The organism is Terrimonas sp. (genome assembly GCF_003075435.1).
Taxonomy (GTDB): Bacteria; Bacteroidota; Bacteroidia; order Chitinophagales; family Chitinophagaceae; genus Agriterribacter.
Genome location: NZ_QCZJ01000002.1, coordinates 281,055 through 301,961 on the forward strand (window position 1 = coordinate 281,055; position 20,907 = coordinate 301,961).

Annotated in this window: 16 protein-coding genes and 1 tRNA gene; 13 read left to right on the forward strand and 4 right to left on the reverse strand. The window is 39.0% G+C overall.

Features of this window, described 5'->3' with window-relative positions; genetic code table 11:
• Positions 1-114 precede the first annotated feature (114 nt).
• Together DC498_RS03880 and recF are read right to left on the reverse strand one after the other, a co-directional pair.
• On the reverse strand, positions 115-396 hold the full coding sequence (locus DC498_RS03880) for a DUF721 domain-containing protein (RefSeq protein ID WP_116872812.1): 282 nt from the start codon (positions 394-396) through the stop codon (positions 115-117).
• A gap of 43 nt (positions 397-439) precedes the next feature.
• Complete coding sequence (recF, locus tag DC498_RS03885; protein WP_116872813.1) at positions 440-1,522, reverse strand: DNA replication/repair protein RecF; 1,083 nt, start codon at positions 1,520-1,522, stop codon at positions 440-442.
• Between the two features lie 192 nt (positions 1,523-1,714).
• Between recF and pdhA the strand changes: the two genes are divergently transcribed.
• The 9 genes from pdhA (at position 1,715) to DC498_RS03930 (ending at position 11,244) form a co-directional block, all read left to right on the forward strand.
• A complete protein-coding gene (pdhA, locus tag DC498_RS03890; RefSeq protein ID WP_206197529.1) occupies positions 1,715-2,659 on the forward strand; it encodes a pyruvate dehydrogenase (acetyl-transferring) E1 component subunit alpha in 945 nt (314 codons plus the stop codon).
• Between the two features lie 58 nt (positions 2,660-2,717).
• Positions 2,718-3,392 carry a YfgM family protein gene (locus DC498_RS03895; RefSeq protein WP_116872815.1) on the forward strand — a complete coding sequence of 225 codons (675 nt, stop codon included), beginning with the start codon at positions 2,718-2,720 and terminating at the stop codon, positions 3,390-3,392.
• 40 nt (positions 3,393-3,432) lie between these two features.
• A complete protein-coding gene (gene ribH / locus DC498_RS03900; RefSeq protein ID WP_116872816.1) occupies positions 3,433-3,933 on the forward strand; it encodes a 6,7-dimethyl-8-ribityllumazine synthase in 501 nt (166 codons plus the stop codon).
• Between the two features lie 127 nt (positions 3,934-4,060).
• Complete coding sequence (locus DC498_RS03905; RefSeq protein WP_116872817.1) at positions 4,061-4,471, forward strand: EVE domain-containing protein; 411 nt, start codon at positions 4,061-4,063, stop codon at positions 4,469-4,471.
• Between the two features lie 291 nt (positions 4,472-4,762).
• Positions 4,763-6,667, forward strand: coding sequence for a glucosamine-6-phosphate deaminase (gene nagB, locus DC498_RS03910; protein WP_240627850.1), 1,905 nt, complete (start codon positions 4,763-4,765; stop codon positions 6,665-6,667).
• Positions 6,668-6,793: 126 nt separating this feature from the next.
• A tRNA-Arg gene (locus DC498_RS03915) sits at positions 6,794-6,867 on the forward strand.
• Between the two features lie 288 nt (positions 6,868-7,155).
• Positions 7,156-8,631, forward strand: a complete 1,476-nt coding sequence (locus DC498_RS03920; protein ID WP_116872819.1) for a gliding motility-associated C-terminal domain-containing protein — start codon at positions 7,156-7,158, stop codon at positions 8,629-8,631.
• A 360-nt stretch (positions 8,632-8,991) separates the two neighbouring features.
• Positions 8,992-10,035 (forward strand): linear amide C-N hydrolase, encoded by a 1,044-nt coding sequence (locus DC498_RS03925; RefSeq protein ID WP_116872820.1) that lies wholly within the window; start codon positions 8,992-8,994, stop codon positions 10,033-10,035.
• Between the two features lie 198 nt (positions 10,036-10,233).
• Positions 10,234-11,244 carry a hypothetical protein gene (locus tag DC498_RS03930; RefSeq protein WP_116872821.1) on the forward strand — a complete coding sequence of 337 codons (1,011 nt, stop codon included), beginning with the start codon at positions 10,234-10,236 and terminating at the stop codon, positions 11,242-11,244.
• A 564-nt stretch (positions 11,245-11,808) separates the two neighbouring features.
• Here the strand turns inward: DC498_RS03930 and DC498_RS03935 are convergent.
• Positions 11,809-12,159, reverse strand: a complete 351-nt coding sequence (locus tag DC498_RS03935; protein ID WP_116872822.1) for an HPF/RaiA family ribosome-associated protein — start codon at positions 12,157-12,159, stop codon at positions 11,809-11,811.
• Between the two features lie 249 nt (positions 12,160-12,408).
• On the opposite strand from DC498_RS03935, the gene DC498_RS03940 reads away from it, so the two are divergent.
• The 3 genes from DC498_RS03940 to DC498_RS03950 are packed head-to-tail and all read left to right on the forward strand — an operon-like array spanning position 12,409 to position 16,863.
• Positions 12,409-14,457 (forward strand): TonB-dependent receptor plug domain-containing protein, encoded by a 2,049-nt coding sequence (locus DC498_RS03940; protein WP_165813742.1) that lies wholly within the window; start codon positions 12,409-12,411, stop codon positions 14,455-14,457.
• A 34-nt stretch (positions 14,458-14,491) separates the two neighbouring features.
• Positions 14,492-15,895: an HmuY family protein gene (locus DC498_RS03945; protein ID WP_206197519.1), complete on the forward strand. Its 1,404-nt coding sequence runs from the start codon at positions 14,492-14,494 to the stop codon at positions 15,893-15,895.
• 32 nt (positions 15,896-15,927) lie between these two features.
• The gene (locus tag DC498_RS03950; RefSeq protein ID WP_133176756.1) at positions 15,928-16,863 is read left to right on the forward strand and encodes a DUF6607 family protein; all 936 of its coding nucleotides are present in this window, start codon (positions 15,928-15,930) and stop codon (positions 16,861-16,863) included.
• A gap of 7 nt (positions 16,864-16,870) precedes the next feature.
• Here the strand turns inward: DC498_RS03950 and dnaG are convergent, their stop codons facing one another.
• The gene (gene dnaG / locus DC498_RS03955; protein ID WP_116872825.1) at positions 16,871-18,808 is read right to left on the reverse strand and encodes a DNA primase; all 1,938 of its coding nucleotides are present in this window, start codon (positions 18,806-18,808) and stop codon (positions 16,871-16,873) included.
• A gap of 150 nt (positions 18,809-18,958) precedes the next feature.
• Here dnaG and DC498_RS26365 point away from each other — a divergent pair.
• Positions 18,959-20,907 (forward strand): PKD domain-containing protein (locus DC498_RS26365; protein WP_206197520.1); only part of this gene is annotated, 1,949 nt, incomplete at its 3' end.

Consider the following 20,907-nt stretch of genomic DNA (forward strand, 5'->3'; position numbering starts at 1 on the left):
TAATTTTTATTATATAAGTTTTTAAAATAATTCTTTTATAATCAAAAGAGGTGGATATACTGTAAAGTTTTGCATCAGGAGCAAGCGATTTTGTTAAGACATAGCATTAACTGCTTATCTTATTACCACTTCTTTCACTATGTTTTCACCAAGCGCTTCATTAACCCGCTGAATGATCCTGTCTTTTTGATAAAGCAGTTCATTTTTCAGAGGAGCTATTGTGGTTGAAATAAAGAGTGTGTTGTTGATGATCTCAATTTTTTCAGTGTATCTGGCAATGGTTTTACCCATTATCTGTTCCCACACATCAGTTATCTGAAAAGCCTGTATGCTGCCTTTCAACCTGCTTTTTTGCAGGAATATTTTTAATGCCTGTCCAATTGAATACTCACCCATATATCACAAAATAACTGGTTTATTAATGGCGTGTCAAAAATTATTACAAATTGAAAAGCTGGTATTGCACATCAAGCCTTTTTAAAGCTTCATTTAACCTGTCGCAATGGGTATCTGTAATAAATATCTGGCCCTGGTTCCTAACACATACTCTTGACAACAAATTATGCATCCGGTCTTCATCAAGCTTTTCAAAAATATCATCCAAAAGCATTAAGGGCGGAAACCCTTTGTGTTGCAAAAGCGTTTCGTATTCGGCAAGCTTTAAAGCAAAAAGCAGGCTCTTTCTTTGTCCCTGCGAGGCAAGCGACTTAAATGAACCGCCATCAATTTTAAATTCGAGGTCATCTCTGTGAACGCCTTTTGTTGTTCGCTGCAGGGCAAGATCTTTTGTTCTGTTTTCTTTTAATATATTTTCAAAAGTATTTGATTCTAAATTACTTATATAGTTTATAGATAATTTTTCATTAGACTTGGCTATCTCATTATACAAGGCAATGATCATCGGTATAAAATCCCTGCAGAACTCCTGCCGCTTTTTAAAGATGAGATTCCCGTTTTGAATTAATTGTGCTGAAATTACCTGGAAGAGCGTTTCATCCATCTTTCCTTGTTCAGCTGCCTGCTTTAAAAGGCTGTTTCTTTGTTGTAGTAACTTATTGTAATTTATTAAGTTGTGAAGATAATCTAAATCTAATTGTGAGATGGTGTAATCTATAAATTTTCTGCGTTCATCGCTCGCTTCAGTAATAATGGCAACATCATCAGGTGCTATCATTACACAGGGAAACCTGCCTATATGTGCGGCAAATTTTGTGTATATCTCTCCATCAACCGAAAACTCTTTTTTGCCATTTTCTCTTACCACACAAACTACTTTATAAGGCGTTCCTGATTTTTTTAAATTGCCTTCAATGCGAAAACCTGTTTTACCATGTGAGGTATTTTGTGCATCAGGTTTATTAAAATAACTTTTGGTAAAGCACAGGTAGTATATGGCATCGAGCAGGTTGGTTTTGCCGCTCCCGTTTTTTCCGCAAAAGCCAATAATGTTTTTGCTGAAGGAAAAAGAACCGGAATGGTAATTCCTGAATTGGAAAAGTGATATGTTATCTAATATGAGCATCTTTTCTACCGCCAATAATTGGCCGAAAATAAAACTGAAAATCAGAATTTTGGCAACAGAACAAGGCTAATTTGAAATTCTGAATTTGAGATTTTACACATATATTTGCCGCTCAAATTTTACCACGTGAGTACAACAACCAAAGAATCTGTAAAATTTACCAAAGAAACTTATTTATACTGGTACGAATTAATGCTTTTGCTGAGGAAGTTTGAAGAGAAAGCAGGTCAGTTATATGGAATGCAAAAGATTCGTGGATTTTGTCATTTGTACATTGGTCAGGAAGCATTGGCTGCCGGTTGTATGACAGCTACAAAACCTGATGATACTTTTATTACTGCATACCGCGACCACGGATTGGCAATTGCAAAAGGGATAACACCTAAAGCCTGTATGGCTGAATTGTATGGTAAGGCAACAGGATGTTCAAAAGGAAAGGGTGGAAGCATGCACTTTTTCGGAGTGAAGGAAAGATTTTTTGGGGGGCATGGTATTGTGGGTGCGCAGATAGGCACAGGAGCAGGTTTGGCTTTTGCAGAACAGTATAAAGGAACAGATAGCGTATCGCTTACCTTTTTTGGTGATGGTGCTGCCCGCCAGGGTATGCTGCATGAAACATTTAACCTTGCTATGTTGTGGAAGCTGCCTGTAATTTTTATTTGTGAGAATAACAATTACGCGATGGGAACTTCTGTACAAAGAACTTCAAACGTAATTGATATTTATAAGCTGGCAGATGCATACGAGATGCCGGGCGACAGTGTTGACGGCATGAGCCCTGAAGCTGTGCATGAGGCTGTGGCGCGTGCTGTGAAAAGAGCAAGAGAAGGCGGTGGTCCTACTTTACTTGAAATTAAAACATACCGTTACAAAGGACACTCTATGAGTGATCCCCAGAAATACCGCACTAAAGAAGAAGTAGAAGAGTATAAGCAAAGAGATCCGATTGAGTATACAAGGGAGAAATTGGTGAACGATTTTAAAGTGCCTGAATCTGAAATAGAAGTCATCAACGATAGAGTAAAAGCCGAGGTGGATGAATCAGTGAAATTTGCAGAAGAAAGTCCCTGGCCAAGTGATGATGAGCTGTTGAAAGATGTTTACATCCAGCAGGATTATCCATTTATAGTAGATTAATTAACTAACTAACGATTTCATTTTATAACCCTGACATAAACTACAGAATAATAATACAATGAGTGTTACAAAAAATCATGAGGCGGCAGTGCCGGAAAAGAATTCAACCCTGGGATTTTGGGAAAAGAACAACAAGAGCATACTGGTGGCATTAGGCGCTGTTATATTATTAACAGGCGGTTACTTTGTTTACAAGTACTGGTTTAAGATGCCGGAAAATCAAAAAGCGGTTGAAGCTATAGCAAAAGCCCAGCAATATTTTGCAACTGATTCACTTCAGAAGGCATTAAACGGAGATGGCCAGAGCGCAGGTTTTTTAAAAGTGATCAGCAAATACGGGAGCACACCTTCAGGAAATCTTGCTAAATTATATGCCGGTCAAACTTACCTTCAGCTCGGAGATTTTAATAATGCTGTAAAATATCTTAACGACTTTAATGCTAACGGTTCTGCACAAACGCAGGCATTTGTATACGGATTGTTAGGAGATGCTTATTCAGAACTGAAAAAGAATGATGAGGCTATTGACAATTATAAAAAAGCCGCTACTACCTTTGATAAAAACGCGGCATTATCATCTGAATACCTTTATCGTGCTGCCAGCCTTTATGAAGTGATGGGTAAGAATAAAGAAGCTGTGGAATTATTTAAAGAGCTGAAAGATAAGTTTCCAAAAACTGAAAGAGGTTTTACTGCTGATAAATATCTTGGAAGATTGGGTGCCACTGAATAATTAGCCAGGCGTATCTTCTAATATTTCAACAAAAATTCTGATGGCTGATATTCAAAACAGCAATTTATATAATGTAGATGCAGGCATTCTCCCGGAGGATGCCTGTATTGTAATTGTTCGCACTGAATGGAATGCAGCAATTATTGACAAGCTGCAGGAGGGATGTATAAAAGTGCTGCAACAATATGGTGTAAAATCAAAAGTAGTAACAGTGCCCGGCGCTTTTGAAGTTCCGTTTGGCATAACAAGCTACTGGAATGCAAAGCAAAATGATTTAATAAAGCCTGCAGCATTTATTGCCCTGGCATGTGTTATAAGAGGAGATACTCCACATTTTGATTATGTGTGCAAAGGTATTACCGATGGTGTTGTGCAATTAAACCTGACATTGCCTGTACCTACTATTTTTGGTGTGCTTACTGTAGAAAATGAAGAGCAGGCTAAAGAAAGAATCGGTGGCAGGCATGGGCATAAGGGTGAGGAAGCGGCTATTACGGCATTAAAAATGATTGGTCTTCAAAGATCATTTTCTCATATCTGATCTCATTCATCATATTTCAGGAGAATTAATGCAGCTGTTTTGATTAGAATTGTTACTTTTAACAATCCCGATCATTCCTTAATTCCCATTGAAGTCCTTCAAATCTGAATCTTAATTTGAAATAACGATGGCATACTGGCTTATTAAATCAGAACCCTCTACCTATAGTTGGGATCAACTGGTAAAAGACAAACAAACTTTTTGGGATGGTGTAAGAAATTATGCAGCCCGGAATAACCTTAAGGCAATGAAGAAAGGAGATGAGTTATTCTTCTATCACAGCAATGAAGGAGTGGAGATTGTTGGGATTGCCAAATTAGCAAAAGAGTATTATCCTGATCCTACTACAGACGATGATACATGGGTGGTTGTGGATGTAAAACCCGTGCGAAAGCTGAAAAATCCCGTTTCGCTTACACAGATAAAAGCAGATAAACGCCTGGCAAATATGGCGCTGGTGAGATTGGGCAGACTTTCCGTGCAGCCGGTTACGGAAAAAGAGTGGGAAATTGTACTTGAACTGGCAGGAGAAAAATAAAAGTATATCCTCTTTATAATTGCATCGACCACAAAAGACACAAAGTGTTTACACAAAGAAACACAAAGAAGTTGTCGACCTGGTAAACGCTTAGTGGTCTTTGCGACATACTTTGAAGTCTTTGTGGTTAAACGATGAAGCTGCATCTGCATTTTTATTTCCCGCAATCGTTTGTTTATTTCTTTTCATCAAAATATAGCGCAGGGGCTTAATATTTGTGGAAATTTGAAATTAACTTAGCACGCCATTACTAATAACTATCATTAATTAAATCCACATAACACCATGAGTATGGTAGATTCTTTCGAGAAAATTCCCTGTCGTATATTCTCTGATTACAAAGAGGGTTCAAAGTTTGCAGCAGAAGAAATAGCACAACTCATCAAACAAAAACAAGCAGAAGGCAAAAAAGCGGTGCTGGGCCTGGCAACAGGTTCTACTCCAAAAACATTATATGCTGAGTTGATAAGAATGCACAAGGAAGAAGGGCTCAGCTTTAAAAATGTTATCACTTTTAATCTTGACGAATACTACCCGATTGATAAAAATGCTATACAGAGTTATCACAGGTTCATGAAAGTGAATCTTTTTGATAAAATTGATATTGATCAGAATAATTGCCATATACCAAGCGGTGAATGGAAAAAAACCGAAGTAAAAACACATGCTGCCAGGTATGAGCAGATGATTGATGAAGCCGGCGGTATTGATCTGCAGGTATTGGGTATTGGCATCAATGGTCATATTGGTTTTAATGAACCAGGCTCAAGCATATACTCAAAAACAAGGCTTGTAACCCTGGAAAATTCTACGCGACTCGCCAATTCTTATGAATTTGCCAACATCGCGCAGGTGCCCCGTCTTGCTATTACTGCCGGCATAAGCACTATTATGAAAGCAAAAAAAATTGTTTTGCTTGCTTGGGGGCAAATGAAGGCGCCTGTTGTGAAAGCTTCTATTGAGGATAATATTACAGAATCTATACCGGCATCAGTTTTACAAAATCATGATGATTGTATTTTTATATTAGATGAAAGCGCGGCGTCGGAGCTTACCCGTTTTAAATCTCCATGGCTTACCGGCGAGTCGGAGTGGACACCTAAAATGATACGCCGTGCTGTAATTAATACCGCATTGAAATTAAATAAACCGGTGCTCAGCCTTACCAACAGCGATTATATGGATAATGGTATTGGCGACTTACTGGTTGAACATGGCGATTCGTATGATATAAATCTCAAGGTATATTATATGCTTCGCGATAGCATAACCGGTTGGCCCGGCGGCAAACCCAGCCCCGTACAAATATCCAGCCAGCCAGAAAGATCAATGCCTTTTCCAAAGCGTGTAATTATTTTTTCTCCCCATCCTGATGATGATATTATTTCAATGGGTGGGACCTTCCAGCGTTTACACGACCAGGGGCATGAAGTGCATGTTGCTTATCAAACTTCCGGAAATATTGCGGTAACCGATGAATTTGTAACCCGTTTCCTGGATTTTGCTGTAGGCTTTGAAGAAATGTTTGGATTAGACAGCACAAAATCTCACCAGATATCTGATGAAGCCCGTTCTTATTTTGCGCAGAAAAAATCAAGACAATCTGATACCGCGGAAATAAGAAGTATAAAGGGATTGATACGCCGCTGCGAAGCCAAGGCAACCTGCCGCTATGTAGGACTTACGGATGACAGGGCTCATTTCCAGAACCTTCCTTTTTATGAAACAGGAACTATTGAAAAAAAGCCGATGGGAGAGGAGGATGTGAAACTTACAATGGCTTTGCTGCGCGAAATAAAACCGCAACAGGTATATTGTGCCGGCGATCTTGCCGACCCGCACGGAACACATAAAGTTTGTCTTGAAATTGTATTTGAATCATTAAAACGAATAAAAGCCGAAGGGGATGAATGGGTGAAAGATTGCTGGGTTTGGTTGTATAAAGGTGCATGGCAGGAGTGGGATATTACAGAAATTGAAATGGCTATACCAATGAGCCCTGAGCAGGTACTGAAAAAACGCTTCGGTATATTTATTCACCAGTCACAAAAAGATTCTGTTCCGTTCCAGGGAACAGATTCCCGTGAATTTTGGCAAAGAGCGGAAGAACGTAATGCAAATACTGCAGAGTTGTATGCAAAACTTGGTCTTACACAATATGCCGCAATGGAAGCATTTGTGAGATGGCATTATTAATGCTGAAGTTAAATCTTCAGCATTTTCTTTTGGCATTAAAGGTGTACAATCTTATCTTTGCCGCCCCAATTGAGCATCTGACTACAGATCAGAAGGCTTTACCGGGAAAAGTTTTTGAATAGTAACGGCCCCGTAGCTCAACTGAATAGAGCATCTGACTACGGATCAGAAGGTTTCAGGTTTGAATCCTGACGGGGTCACACAGGCTTGATAAGGGTCTCATTTCAGTGAGGCCCTTTTTATTTTTTAGTCATTTTACATACAATTTACATACTTCTATCCAGGTGTTGAGCTCAACTTATTTTTGCAAACAATATTTTATATTAAATAAATTTGGTAAGTTTAATTTTGTATAAATGATATAGTATAATCATTATTTAAAAATAGTTACTCCGTCTTTTAAAGAATGTAGAGGTTGGGAATGATTAATTCATTTACCAAAGCCATGGTGGATATGTCTATTGCCACTTATTAAAACCCTTGGTTGTATGCCCCTTAGAAAGATTTTAAATAAAAAATTATTTTTTATAAATCTTATTCTATGCCCATTCATTTGTCTGGCACAAAACCTCATACAAAATCATAGTTGTGATAGTCCTTTGGAAAATGGTAAAATTCCTTATTGGGAGGAAGTTAACGGCTTAAAGTGGGGAAAGAGGTTTACAGATCCGCTTCCATTTGCAGGTGATGCGTATTTTTTTGCGGGTGCTGTAAGTAACGCCAGGTTAAAGCAGGAAATAGATATATCTGGTTTTAAATGTCTAATTGATTTGGGTGTTCAATATTTTGAGTTTATCGGCTATGTAAGAGCTTATGAACAATCACCATCCGATGCCAGTAATATTGAAATTCAATTTTTTACCCAGTCAAATACATTATTGTCTTCTTTTAATTTTGGACCTTATAATCAAACAATAACATGGAAAAAGATAGACTCAGTATTGCATGTGCCGGTTAACTCAAGGAAAGTTGTAATTATGCTTAATAGCATTAGGTACAATGGCTCAAATAATGATGGTTATTATGATGAGCTATCATTAATTCCACTTCCAGTTGACAATAACATCAACAAAATTCATATTGACACTTCCATTTGTGAGGAGCAAAATTATTTAGGATACAGTTCAAGCGGAATTTTCATTGATACTCTTATTTCATCTAATGGTTGCGATAGTATCAGAACGTTAAATCTTACTGTAAAACATAAATCGAGTTCAACAGTCAATCAAATCATCTGTGAAGGGGAAAGTTACTTAGGGTATAGTACAAGCGGTTCATTTATTAATACTTTTGTTTCCAATAATGGATGCGATAGCATCATGACTTTAAATCTTATCGTTAAACCGAGATCATACTCAACCATCAATGAAGAGATTTGTGAAGGGCAATCTTTTTTAGGGTACAGCTCAGGCGGAGCTTTTACAGATACCCTTATCGCAACTAATGGTTGTGATAGTATTCGAACCTTAATTCTATCAGTAAACAAAAAACCGGTGCCTGATTTGGGCTTTGATAAGGAGTTATGTGCCGGCGATAGCTTAGTGTTGTTACCCGGTGTTTTCAACTCATACCTGTGGCAGGACAATTCAACCTTAAATCATTTTGTTGTTAAACAACCGGGTCTATATTCGGTTGAGGTAAGTAATATGTGCGGCTCAGTATCAGATGAGATAATAGTCGCAGAAAAACTGTGTAATGAAATTTTTCCAAACGCATTTTCACCAAATAATGATAAGAAAAATGATTTTTTTAAAATTTTAAGGCCTTTCAATCTTGTAGAATATAAACTTCGTATTTATAATCGGTGGGGACAAAAGATGCTTGATACATCAAATCCTGAAGAAGGGTGGGATGGGAGTTATAATGGCATTCCGCAAAACGCCGGGATTTACGTTTACTATTGTGAGTATAAAAAGAATGGTGTTTATAAACAAATAAGAAACAATCTTATTCTTATGCGCTGAAATATACATTTTTCTTTCGCAGAGATTTGTAAGCGCTGGTTTTTAAAGAGCAACGGTTCTCCGAGTCTCTCCGCCGGACTATGTATGTTGGCAGAACTCTGCGATAGGCGGAGAATCAAGAGTTGCAGTAAAACTACTGCCTTATATAAAAGAAAGAAGTTAAACAAAAGAAAGACGATGAGTATGCCTCGCTGATGAAGTTTTACTGAAAGCTTTAAGCCTGGCAATTAGCCAGGTTTTATTTTAACGTCTAACCATTGCCTCTGTTTTCTGTTTTTCTGCTAAAAAGGATTTTTCCAACCCGCCTGCAAGTTTTAAATTAACTTTATCATTAATTTATTTAAACAAAAACCAACAAATATGAGAGTGCTGTTAATCCTGTCAATGATGGTTATTGCTGTTTCTCCCTTTAGCAACATCCAGGCTTGTACGCGGGTTGTTTACAAAGGACCGGGAAACCTCATTATCACAGCAAGGTCAATGGATTGGAGAGACGAAATACCTGCCAACTTATGGGTATTGAAGCGCGGTACTGAAAGAAATGGATTGGTTGGTCCTAACTCGGTGAAATGGAAATCCAAATACGGAAGTGTGGTAACCAGTAGTTGGGATATTGCTTCAGCCGATGGAATGAATGAAAAGGGGCTGGTAGGTAATATGCTCTGGCTGGCAGAATCAGTATATCCAAAATTTGATCCCGCGAGTGGGAAAAAAGGCGTGGCTATTTCGTTATGGCTGCAATATGTGCTCGATAATTTTGCTTCTGTTGATGAAGCCGTGAAAGCACTTTCCAAAGAGGAATTTGTTATAGTATCTGATGTAATTCCCGGCTCAGATAAATTTACAACCCTGCATCTTTCTGTTTCAGACAATACCGGTGACAATGCCATCTTTGAATACATTAATGGAAAGCTGGTAGTACATCACAATCAATCTTATACTGTAATGACCAATTCCCCGGTATTTGAAGAGCAACTCGCCATTAATCAGTACTGGAAAAATATTCCGGGTACTACCATGTTACCTGGCACCAACCGCGCCGCCGACCGCTTTGTACGGGCTTCTTACTATATTAATGCAATTCCTGCTACGGATAATACACATGTGGCAGTGGCGAGCGTATTCAGTGTAATACGTAATTGTTCGGTTCCTTATGGCATATCTTCCAAAGAAGAGCCTAATATTTCTTCTACCAGGTGGAGAACTGTTGCCGATCAAAAAAATCTTGTTTATTATTTTGAGAATGTGCTTACGCCAAATGTTGTTTGGGTTGATCTTAAAAAGATTGATTTCTCCCCCGGTACTGATGCAAAAAAACTGGAGCTGGATAAAGGGCAAACTTATGCAGGAGAAAGCTCCGGAAAATTTATAAGTGTAAAACCATTTAGTTTTGTGGGGTTATAGCTTTTCGCAGCCATAGCCTGTCTCACACGCCTTTCAGGCGCGAACCACGGCCGAGAAGAGGAAATATATGTATGATATTTAAATATCGGATTCCCTTTAAAAAGTACCCCTGGTAGAATATACTCTTGAGGTAAATAATACAACTGCGCTCAATAGCGTTATCTATAGGCGTATGATCAATATGTTCAAAATAACTAAATGGATAAAAAATATATTGCCTTATTTATTGCAATCCCTGTTTTTCTTTCATGTAACAATAATGACCCCGTTAACCCTAACAGGGAAGAACATGTATATGTTGCTGGCGGCATAAAATCAAGAACTGTTTCAGGTGTTTGGATTGATAGCACTTTTATTAAACTTACAGAGAATCCGACGCATACATTGTGTACCTCTGTATTTATTTCAGGTGAAGATATATATGTATGCGGCTCTACGTATGGTGGCAATAAAGATGTTCAGTGCTGGAAAAATGGGAATCCCTTATCATTTGAAAGAACTGATTATAATGGATTACCTCAGTATGTTACAGTTTCAGGAAATGATGTTTATTTATGCGGACAAATCAAAGAAAAAAGTGATGCAGCATTTCTTGCAGTTTACTGGAAGAATGGAAAGTTTATAAAATTAGAAAACCAAAAGGCTTCTTTAGCAAGTGCAATGCAGATTATAGGCAGCAATATATATGTGGTTGGTTGGGCAAGGTTTCCCCGTGAATCTGCGATGATCTGGAAAAATGGAGTTGCCACCAGGCTAAATAGCGAGGCTTATAAGAGCTATGCATCAGGAATTAAAGTTGTTGGGAATGATGTATATGTTTCGGGATATACTTTGGATTCTCTTGGTACTGGAAAAGCATTGTATTGGAAAAATGGTGTTGAATACAATTTAACTGCACCAGGTGTTAATGGCGCAGCAACCGATATTTTTATTGATGGAAGTGATATTTATTTCTCAGGGGACTTATACACTTTGGATAGCCTTTATACTCCGGTTTATTGGAAGAACGGTGTTGTAACCACTTTGGGAGATTACAATACTAATAATTATGCTTCATCCATATTTGTCAAGAACGGTGATGTTTACGTTTCCGGATCCTATGGAAGCAAAGAGCGATTCCGTGGCGTATACTGGAAGAATAGCAACAAGGTGGAACTTCCTGCTGATACCACTATGTCTTCATATACGCAATGTATATTTGTAAAGTAAGATAATTGTCCTGATGAGTAAAGGCACAATTGCATTTTCCCGATTGCATTTTGCTTACTTAGGGATTGCTGTTTAACTCCATTTTGGTGATATTCTGATAAAGATCATTGCATATTCATGCTTTGGTTATTAAATTGCTGCAAGGGTTTTGAATCAAATTTTTCAAAAACCATGCAGCTGTTTCGGCATAATTAAATTTTACGAACCTTTTTTGCCTCCACAGCCGGCGGGCTGCGTAACCGGAACGCCGCTGCTTTTTGTCTTTTGAAAAAATATGCTTCGCATTTTTTCAATTTCGCCTTCGGCGAAACCATACAAAAAGAGGCGGCAAACCCGGTTACTGGTAAAAACTTAAAAAAAATAAATGCCGGGAGTTAAACAGCAAGCCCTACGTACTACTACTTCTCAGAATGTATATAACCCAAAAGAGGATGTATTAAAAAAACGAAGGTCCTGAGAATCGTCTAAACAACTACCTGTCTCCATCAGGTCCGAATAAAAAGAGAAACTCAAAAATAAGAGTTTCTCTTTTACAAAATATTACTACCGATGGTATATACCCGCTTATTTCAATGCTTTTTTAGCAGATACTTTCCGGTTTGGCGTCTTCTTTTTACGGGCTATTTGTAATTGTGTTTTGCGGATACGCAATCTTCTTTTTGCGGCTTCTGCAGCTTTTAAAATAGCATCTTCAAAAATAACAGAGGTAGCTTTTATATACTCATCTTTACCCGGAACCCTGATATTAAGCGTACAGTTTACCACTTCTTTAGCGCCTTTTACTTCATGTGTAAGTGTAACTTCTATTTCCTGTATGTCTTTATAATATTTGTTAAGCGTACTTAGCTTAAGGGTGGCAAACTCTTTTAATGATGGACTTAATTTATGCCCGGTAGATTCAATACGAAATTTCATAAATTCAATTTTAAATTACTTCAGCAAAAATAGGATAAGATCCAGATAACTGCACTGATTAAAAAGGGGTTAAGTGATGATATTACTCAGCCGATAAATTATGCATAACTGCCACCTGGAAAAAGCTGCTGCAAAAACAGGGTATTTTAACATGCCGCTTTCAAAGCTGCAGCTATTATTTTTCCTAATTCGTAAATTGTTTTCCCGATTAAGAAAATGACTTTTTATATAGGGCAATACTTTCGCATTGTGAAAGGATTCCATATTATAGCAGCCGCAGTGCTATCCCTGAACGTACTCGTTAACAGCAACATTGTTTTAGGTCAAACGGACACTTCGTCTGTTACTACATTAAGCGAAGTGGTTGTTACCGGGCAATATACTCCCCAGTCTGTAAAACAATCAGTATACCAGGTACGGGTTATTTCAAAAGAACAGATACAAAGGCAGGCGCCTGCTTCCTTACAGAATATATTAAATACTCAACTGAATATCCGCTTTTCGCAGGATGTGGCTACAGGCGGCGCGGATATTACCATGCTCGGACTGGCGGGGCAGAATGTAAAAATATTAATAGACGGCGTGCCTGTAACCGGCCGCCAGGGCACTTCCAATGAAATCAATATTAATCAGTTGGAAATAAATTCCATTGAACGTATTGAGATTATTGAAGGACCTATGAGCGTAATATATGGTGCGGACGCGCTGGCAGGTGTGATCAATATCATCACTAAAAAAAGAAATCCGCATAAGTTTGGTGTTAATGCCCGTATACTCGAAGAAACGGTGGGTAAGGAATACGGCTTCCATAAGGGAATTCATAATCAGTATATCGGTGTATCAGCATCATATAAATCATGGTACTTTAACGGTGGTATAGGAAGAAACCTTTTCAATGGCTGGAAAGACAGCGCAAAGGGCCGCGAATTATTGTGGCATAAAAAAGACCAGATCACTGCTAATGCTATAGTTGGTTACAGAACAGATAAACTACATGTGTATTACAGGTTAGATGGCCTGGATGAGATTATTACCAATCCTGCTAATGCCCAGGGCAGTGAACCGGCTATCGACCAGGAGTATATTACCGACAGGCTGATGCATCAGCTGCAGGCAACATATACACTCAATAAGAAGTTTACATTTAATGCGCTTGCTTCATATACTGATTTCAGCAGGCAGGTATACTCCACCTTATATTACCCGGATGGAGACGTGAGGGTAGCTACCGCGCCGGGCTTGCATAGTCTTACCAGTTTTAAGGGTTATACAGCACGCGCTACGGCAGTGTATAAGCCATCTCCAGTAATAGCTATACAACCAGGTGTTGATATTAATATTGAAACAGGTGAAGGTGAACGAATAAAACAAGGATCGCACAACATTAATGATTACGCCTTTTTTATTACAGCAGATATTACTCCTCATTCTATTGTTCAGATAAGACCCGGAGTGCGGTTTGAAAAAAACTCAGTGTACCAGGCGCCGCCAGCCATACCATCGCTTAATATAAAACTGGCCGTTGCTCCTTCAACAGATATCCGCCTGGCTTATGCAAAAGGTTTTCGTGCACCATCTTTAAGGGAGTTGTACTATGATTTTTTTGATGCAAGCCACCAGATTGAAGGGAACCCGGATCTGCAGGCTGAAAGATCAAACAGTTTTACAGGCTCTATAAACTGGAAAAAGCAGTTGAACAAAGATGTTGTAATGTCTTTAATACTGAGCGGCTTTTATAATGATGTAAACAATCTTATCGGCTATGCTGCCAAAGCCAATGATCCTACCATTACCTCATTTATCAATATCAGTAAATACAAAACCAGGGGCGGGGCGCTTAATACAAACCTGTCTTATACAAACCTCATGGCATCTTTAGGACTTGCATATACCGGCAGGTATAATGAGTATGCAGAAGAAGATAAATCGCTGCCGGAATTCAAATGGTCACCTGAGCTTAACACATTTATTTCTTATGCATTCCCGAAAATAGGACTTGATCTTAATCTCTTTTATAAAGTAACCGGCAAGCTGCCATATTACCAGTCAGTAACAACCAATAATCAAACAGCATACCGGCTGGTTCAAACATCAGCTTATCACTGGGCAGACTTTACAGTGAATAAAAAAATCTACAAATGCCTGAAATTAAATGCAGGTGTACGGAACCTGTTTAATATAACAGCAGTAAATAATACAGCAGTTGTAAGTGGTGCACATTCGAGCGCCGGGGCTAAAGCGATTGGATACGGACGTTCATTTTTTGCAGGTTTGTTATTTGACTGGCACACCAGATAGGAAATTATTCTTTTAATTATATAAACATACATTGATGATGAAACTGACACTTACGAAGGCGTTATTAGTATTTTCTGCATTATTTCTGCTTACAACCGCATGTAGAAAAAAAGATGCGCCTCTGCCTGATAATCTTGCACAATTTGAAACTACTGAGCAGGGTATGGACGCGGCAACAACTTCCATCACCGTAAAAATAAAATTAACCAGGGCTACAGATAAAGATATTCCTGTAACTATTGGATTAACCAACACTGGTGTTGAATACACAACGGATTATACTACCACGCCTGCAGCTACGTCTAATACTTTAGTCTTAACCGTATTGAGTGGCAGTAGTGAAACCAGTTTTACGGTAAATAAAGCAGCAGGCGCTTTGTTTTATGGCGATGAAAAAATTGACTTCACCATCAATTCAACCGGGTCTCCGGTAATTATAGGAACCAACAAGCAGTTTGCGCTAAGTTTTGCTGAGCTGATAGCTACCCAATCTTCTATAGTAGGCGATGGCGGTGGCGCTACTTATGGCAATAAAATATTTTTTGACCTGAGCGCCAACACACAGGTGCCTGTGCAAAGAACAAAATGGGATTTTGGATTTTATACCGGTACAGATGATTTCAGGGTAATACTCAATTCTTCTGTTGGTATGATGGCTAAGCAACTTGACAAGAACGACTTGAATGCGGTTACCGCGGCAGACACTGCCGGATTTTCAACAGATGTGATCTTTAACCAGAATGATCCTCAAACATCTGCACTGGCTTATATCGACTATCCCAGCGGTGATCTTACCAAAACTGCTATTGCAGCAGTTTCGGCTACGGCAGACGACAATAAGGTATATATCATCAATCGCGGCAAAGGTATAGGATCACCCGCGCCTGACAGAGGCTGGAAAAAGATCCGTGTAATACGCAACGCTGCCGGGGGTTATACTTTGCAGCATGCTGATATTGCTGCTACAACCTTTTCAACTGTGGATATTGCAAAAGATGAGGCGTACTTCTTTAAATATATTTCGGTAGAAAACGGCGCTGTTGATGTTGAACCAAAGAAAGATAAATGGGACATTGCATGGACGTATTTTTCAAATATGGCTAATTTCGGCGGAGGCAATGTGCCATACCTTTACCAGGACGTGATATTGCAAAACAGGAATGTTGAAGCAGTGATGATAGAAACTACAACAAAAACTTATGAAGCTTTTGCTGAAGCAGATATTGCATCATTAACTTTTAAGACTTCTCAAGCAACCATTGGATCTACATGGCGCGGTGTTGGTCCTGATTTTAGTCCATTGGTTTATGATAATAGATTTTATGTTATAAAAGACGTGGATAACAATTATTACAAACTCCGCTTTACTGCGATGACCAAAGATGGTGTGCGTGGTTTCCCGGCTTTTGAATATGCTTTGGTTAAAAAGGGTAGTTAATAGTATTAGTTTAATTTATTCAAAAAATACACATGAAAAATAGGATATTATTTACTGCAGCAATGCTGGCTACTTTTACTGCATTTGGCCAGCAACAGGAAGGAAAAAAGAATATCGAAAAATTATGCGGCTGTTTTGAAGTGCAGTTTAAGTACGCCGAAACATTTTCACCAGATGAAGATTATAAGTTCCATAACAGGGAAAACCTGGCTGCCGGGGCTGAACTGGTAGTGCCCGTTGAAATGAGCGATAAAAAAATTTCATTGCAACATTTACTGGTTATTTCCGACACTATGGTTGTAAAGCACTGGCGTGAAGACTGGACCTATGAAAACCCGGAGCTTTTTGTATACAAAGGAGATAAAACATGGGAAAAAACCGCGTTAAATGCTGCAGATGTAAAAGGAAAATGGACGCAAACGGTTTGGGAAGTTAGTGAAGCGCCACGCTACCAGGGCATAAGCCAATGGTATAACACAGACGGGAAAACCATCTGGGAAAATACCACCGACGCGCCATTGCCCCGCAGGGAGTATTCTACAAGAAGTGATTACAACGTTTTGCAAAGAGGCAACCGCATCATTATAAATGAGGAGGGATGGATACACGACCAGGATAATAAAAAAATCATTCGTGAAAACGGCACAGACAAATTACTGGTTGAAGAAAAAGGAGTTAACAGCTATAAAAAAATTGATGATAAACAATGCGCCGCCGGCCTTGCATACTGGAAAAAAAATAAACTGTACTGGGCAAAAGTTAAGACGGTATGGGATGATTATATGGCTAAGCACAACTCCATTACCATTAAAGATAAGGTAGACGGCAAATACCTGCATGAATATCTGTTTGCACAGGCAAAAGATTTTGCAACCGGCAAAATAAAGAACGCGGAAATAGATGCAAGCATAAAAACATCGGTTGAAAAGTTTTTTACAGAAGCAAAACAACTGGCAACAACAAAGTAAAGTATGCTTATTTGAATATCACCGTTCCATGTGCTTTTGTAAGCTCCACTTTCAGTTGCTTTAAATGCTGGTGTGTTTGCAACAGCGTTAGTTGTTCTTCCGGTGAGTTAGACTTTTCCAGGTCGTGCAGGTTTTCTTCCATTAATCTTTTTATCTTCCTGAGCTTTAAATAATGGAGTGTAGATAAAATCTCTTCTTTATATAATTGTTCTCTTGTAGGCAAAGGTCCATCGTAATGTTCCTTCCAGTTTGGGCTTAATTCATACCTTGTATCCATAAGTCCTACAGCCACCTTGCTAAGCTCTATATTTTCATGATAAAGAAAATTTCTTGCATTAACCTCAATTCCGTTTTTTACCCATTCCCGGTAGGTTTCTATCATAAGCAACATTTGCTTGTTGTCAATCAGTTCGTATAATCCGTTTTCCTCAAATTCTTCAAAAATATATTGATGTACTTTTTGATCGTCCGACCATGCATAATTACCAAACTCCAGCAAAGCCCTTACTATATTACGCTCTACCAACTCATCCTTATTCAAAAGATTGAGCATATCCTCGTCAACCGGCGGTGTATCGCTGATATTTGCCGGCTCATCTTCCCTGGATTGTTGTTTATTTTCCTGCTTTGTTACTTTCTCCCTTATAAATTTGTTTACCAGAGCATATAAGCCCTGCTCATCAATTTTAAGTAGTCCGGCGCTTTTGCGTATATAATCCTGCTGCCTGGTAAAATCTTCTGTTTTATTTAAACGCGATATTGTTTCTGCTATGCGGTTGACAACTGCAGATTTCTTTACCGGGTCATTTTCCGCATCTCTTAAAGACACCTCAAGCTGAAAAAGAATGATATCTTTTTTATTATCTGTTACAAATTGCCTGAATGCTTCTTTACCCACTTTTCTTACATAACTATCAGGATCTTCATTGTCAGGTATTAAAACAAGCTGTACATTCAGCCCTTCTTCAAGCGCAAGGTCCAGTCCGCGTAAAGCTGCTTTTATACCTGCACTGTCTCCGTCATAAATGATGGTAAGATTGTTGGTGTATTTTTTTATCAGCCTTAATTGATCTGGCGTTAGAGAGGTTCCGCCACTTGCAACTACATTTTCAATGCCTGCCTGGTGCAAAGCAATTACATCAGTATATCCTTCAACCAGCAAGCATTCGTCAGCTTTATCAATAGCCTGTCTTGCAAAATATGAACCGTATAATATTTTACTCTTGATGTATATTTCGTTTTCAGGAGTATTAATGTATTTAGGCGCTCTGTCTGCCTTGCCTATTACCCTTGCTCCAAAGCCAAGTATTTTGCCGGTTTGGTTATGAACAGGAAATATTATGCGTCCTCTGTAGTTATCAAATAATTGTTCATCCCTCATGACAACCAAACCTGTTTTTTGCAGGTATTCCGGGTTGTATTGCGCAGCAATGGCTGCTTTCGCAAGGGAGTCGCGTTGCTGATCGCAATATCCTAACTGAAATTTTTCAATAATATCATTATCGAATCCTCTTTCGTGTAAATAGCTAAGCGCTATATCCTGTCCTTCTTCTGAGTTTAATAATGATCCGGCAAAATACTTTTGTGCAAAGCTGTTGATAATATAAAGGCTATCAGCGGTTTGATGTAAAGCTTTTATTTCAGGGCTTACTTCAGTTTCTTCAATCTCCACATTATACCGGTTTGCAAGCCAGCGTAAAGCCTCTGCATAGCTATACTTTTCATGCTCCATCAAAAAGCTGATGGTATTACCGCTTTTACCGCAACCAAAACATTTATAGATTTCTTTAGCAGGTGAAACGGTAAACGAAGGTGTTTTTTCGTTATGAAACGGGCATAACCCAAGATAGTTAGTCCCTCTCTTTTTCAATTTCACAAAACTTCCAACAATATCAATGATATCGATACGTGAAAGAATTTGATCTATGGTATGTTGTGTTATCACTAACTGTAATTATTATCAAAAGCCAAGTTAGTATGTATAAGTCTATTAGTAATGAAATTTTTTTAAAAGTATGGTTTGCAACAATTTAAAAATATGTTATACGTTATACACCCTGTTGTCTATATCCTCGAATAACTAGAATAATTTCCTATGAAGCGAATTATACTGTTTCTGCCCTTACTGCTGTTGATATATGTCAATTCACAGGCAGGGAATAAAGACGGGAGGAACTCGTTAGCTTTGGTCTCAAATTTCACTGCCAGTATAACTTCAGGCTGTGGCCCCTTAAATGTACAATTTACCAGCACATCTACCAGTGATGCTGGTGATCCTATTGTTAGCTATAGCTGGAATTTTGGTGATGGCAGTCCTTTGGGTACCGGTGCAAGTCCTGGTCACACATTTGCAAATCCCCCTCTTGCATTTCAATATTATACAGTAAGTTTAACGGTTACCACCCAGGGCGGTGCAACAAAAACAGAAACAAAAACTAGTTTTATTACGGTATACAGAAAGCCGGTTTTTGATTTTGGCCCCGACTACGAAGTGTGCGCGGGTTCTACTCCTACAATAACATTAGTTACAGAAGCCGTTGGTGGATATGTATATAATTGGAGTCCGCCAAAAGATGCCGTAACAACTTACACATGTAATTTTACGCCTGTGGCCGGAGTAAATACCTACTGGGCAAAAGTGACCAATGGCACCTGTGTTACAACCGACACATTGCGGGTAACTGCTGGCGCCGCATTAACACCTAAAATTGGTTATAAAATATTGAGTACGTGCGGCAATGTGCAGGTGCAGTTTTTTGATAGTTCATACATGTGCGATCCGGCCAATAGTACTACTTACAATGAATGGGAAATTGACGGGGAATGGTACTATGATAAGGACCCCGTGCATACTTTTGCAACAGGTGGAAGCTATGATATATGGATGTATGTAGAAGATGACGAAGGTAATTCTGACGACCAGACGATAACTATTACGCTACCTAATCCTACGCCCGGGCCTGAGCCTATTGATTTTGGCGGTAATAAAACTATTTGCTTAGGCAATAGTGTTCAATTAGACGCAGGCGACGAACCAGGTGCTACATATGTTTGGAGTCCTGCAACAGGTTTAAGCAGCACTTCTGTTTATAATCCAATAGCAAGTCCAACATCTACACAAACATATACTGTTACCAAAACAAAATGTGGTGTGTCCGTATCTGCTTCGGTTACAGTAAATGTAAACCCTGTATTAATAGTTAATTTAGGCCCCGACAAGGATTATTGCGGGGGATATATGCTGTTGGATGCAGGCGTGACAGGTGCTACCTACCAGTGGGGAAGCACTTATAATCCAGCTGCATATATTTGGGAGAAGAATCAGCAAACCGCTGCTACCGGTCCGGGCACCTATTGGGTGACCGTAACTAAAAATGGTTGTACTGCATCAGATACAATTGTACTGCATCCTAAAAAAGCGGTTACTGCATCATTTACTTATACTAAGTCAGGCGATGGTACCTGTGGACCATTTGAACTAAGCGTGACAGAAAATTCAGATGTATGCTCAGGAGCAATTAATAATCGTGAGTGGAATTTTGGAGATGGAACAATAATAAGCGGAGTTAACCAATCTGTTACTCATACATACAGTGCACCTGGTACATATACAGTAAGATTAATAGTATCAACCACTGCGCCTGCAAAGGATACGATAACGCAAACAATAACTTTTACCGGGGGAACTATTGTCGTGAACCTTGGCAATGATACCACCATATGTGCAGGCAACAGTGTAACCATTGATGCCGGACCTGGTGCAAGTTATGCATGGAGCAACGGGGCAACAAGCAGAACGATCACCGTATCTCCGTCTTCAACAACAAGCTATTCTGTAACTGTAACCAATGCTACAGGTTGTACAGGCACTGATTCCAGGACCGTGAACATCGGTGCTGCAGTGAATGTGAACCTTGGCAATGATACCACCATATGTGCAGGCAACAGTGTAACCATTGATGCCGGACCTGGTGCAAGCTATGCATGGAGCAACGGGGCAACAAGCAGAACGATCACCGTATCTCCGTCTTCAACAACAAGCTA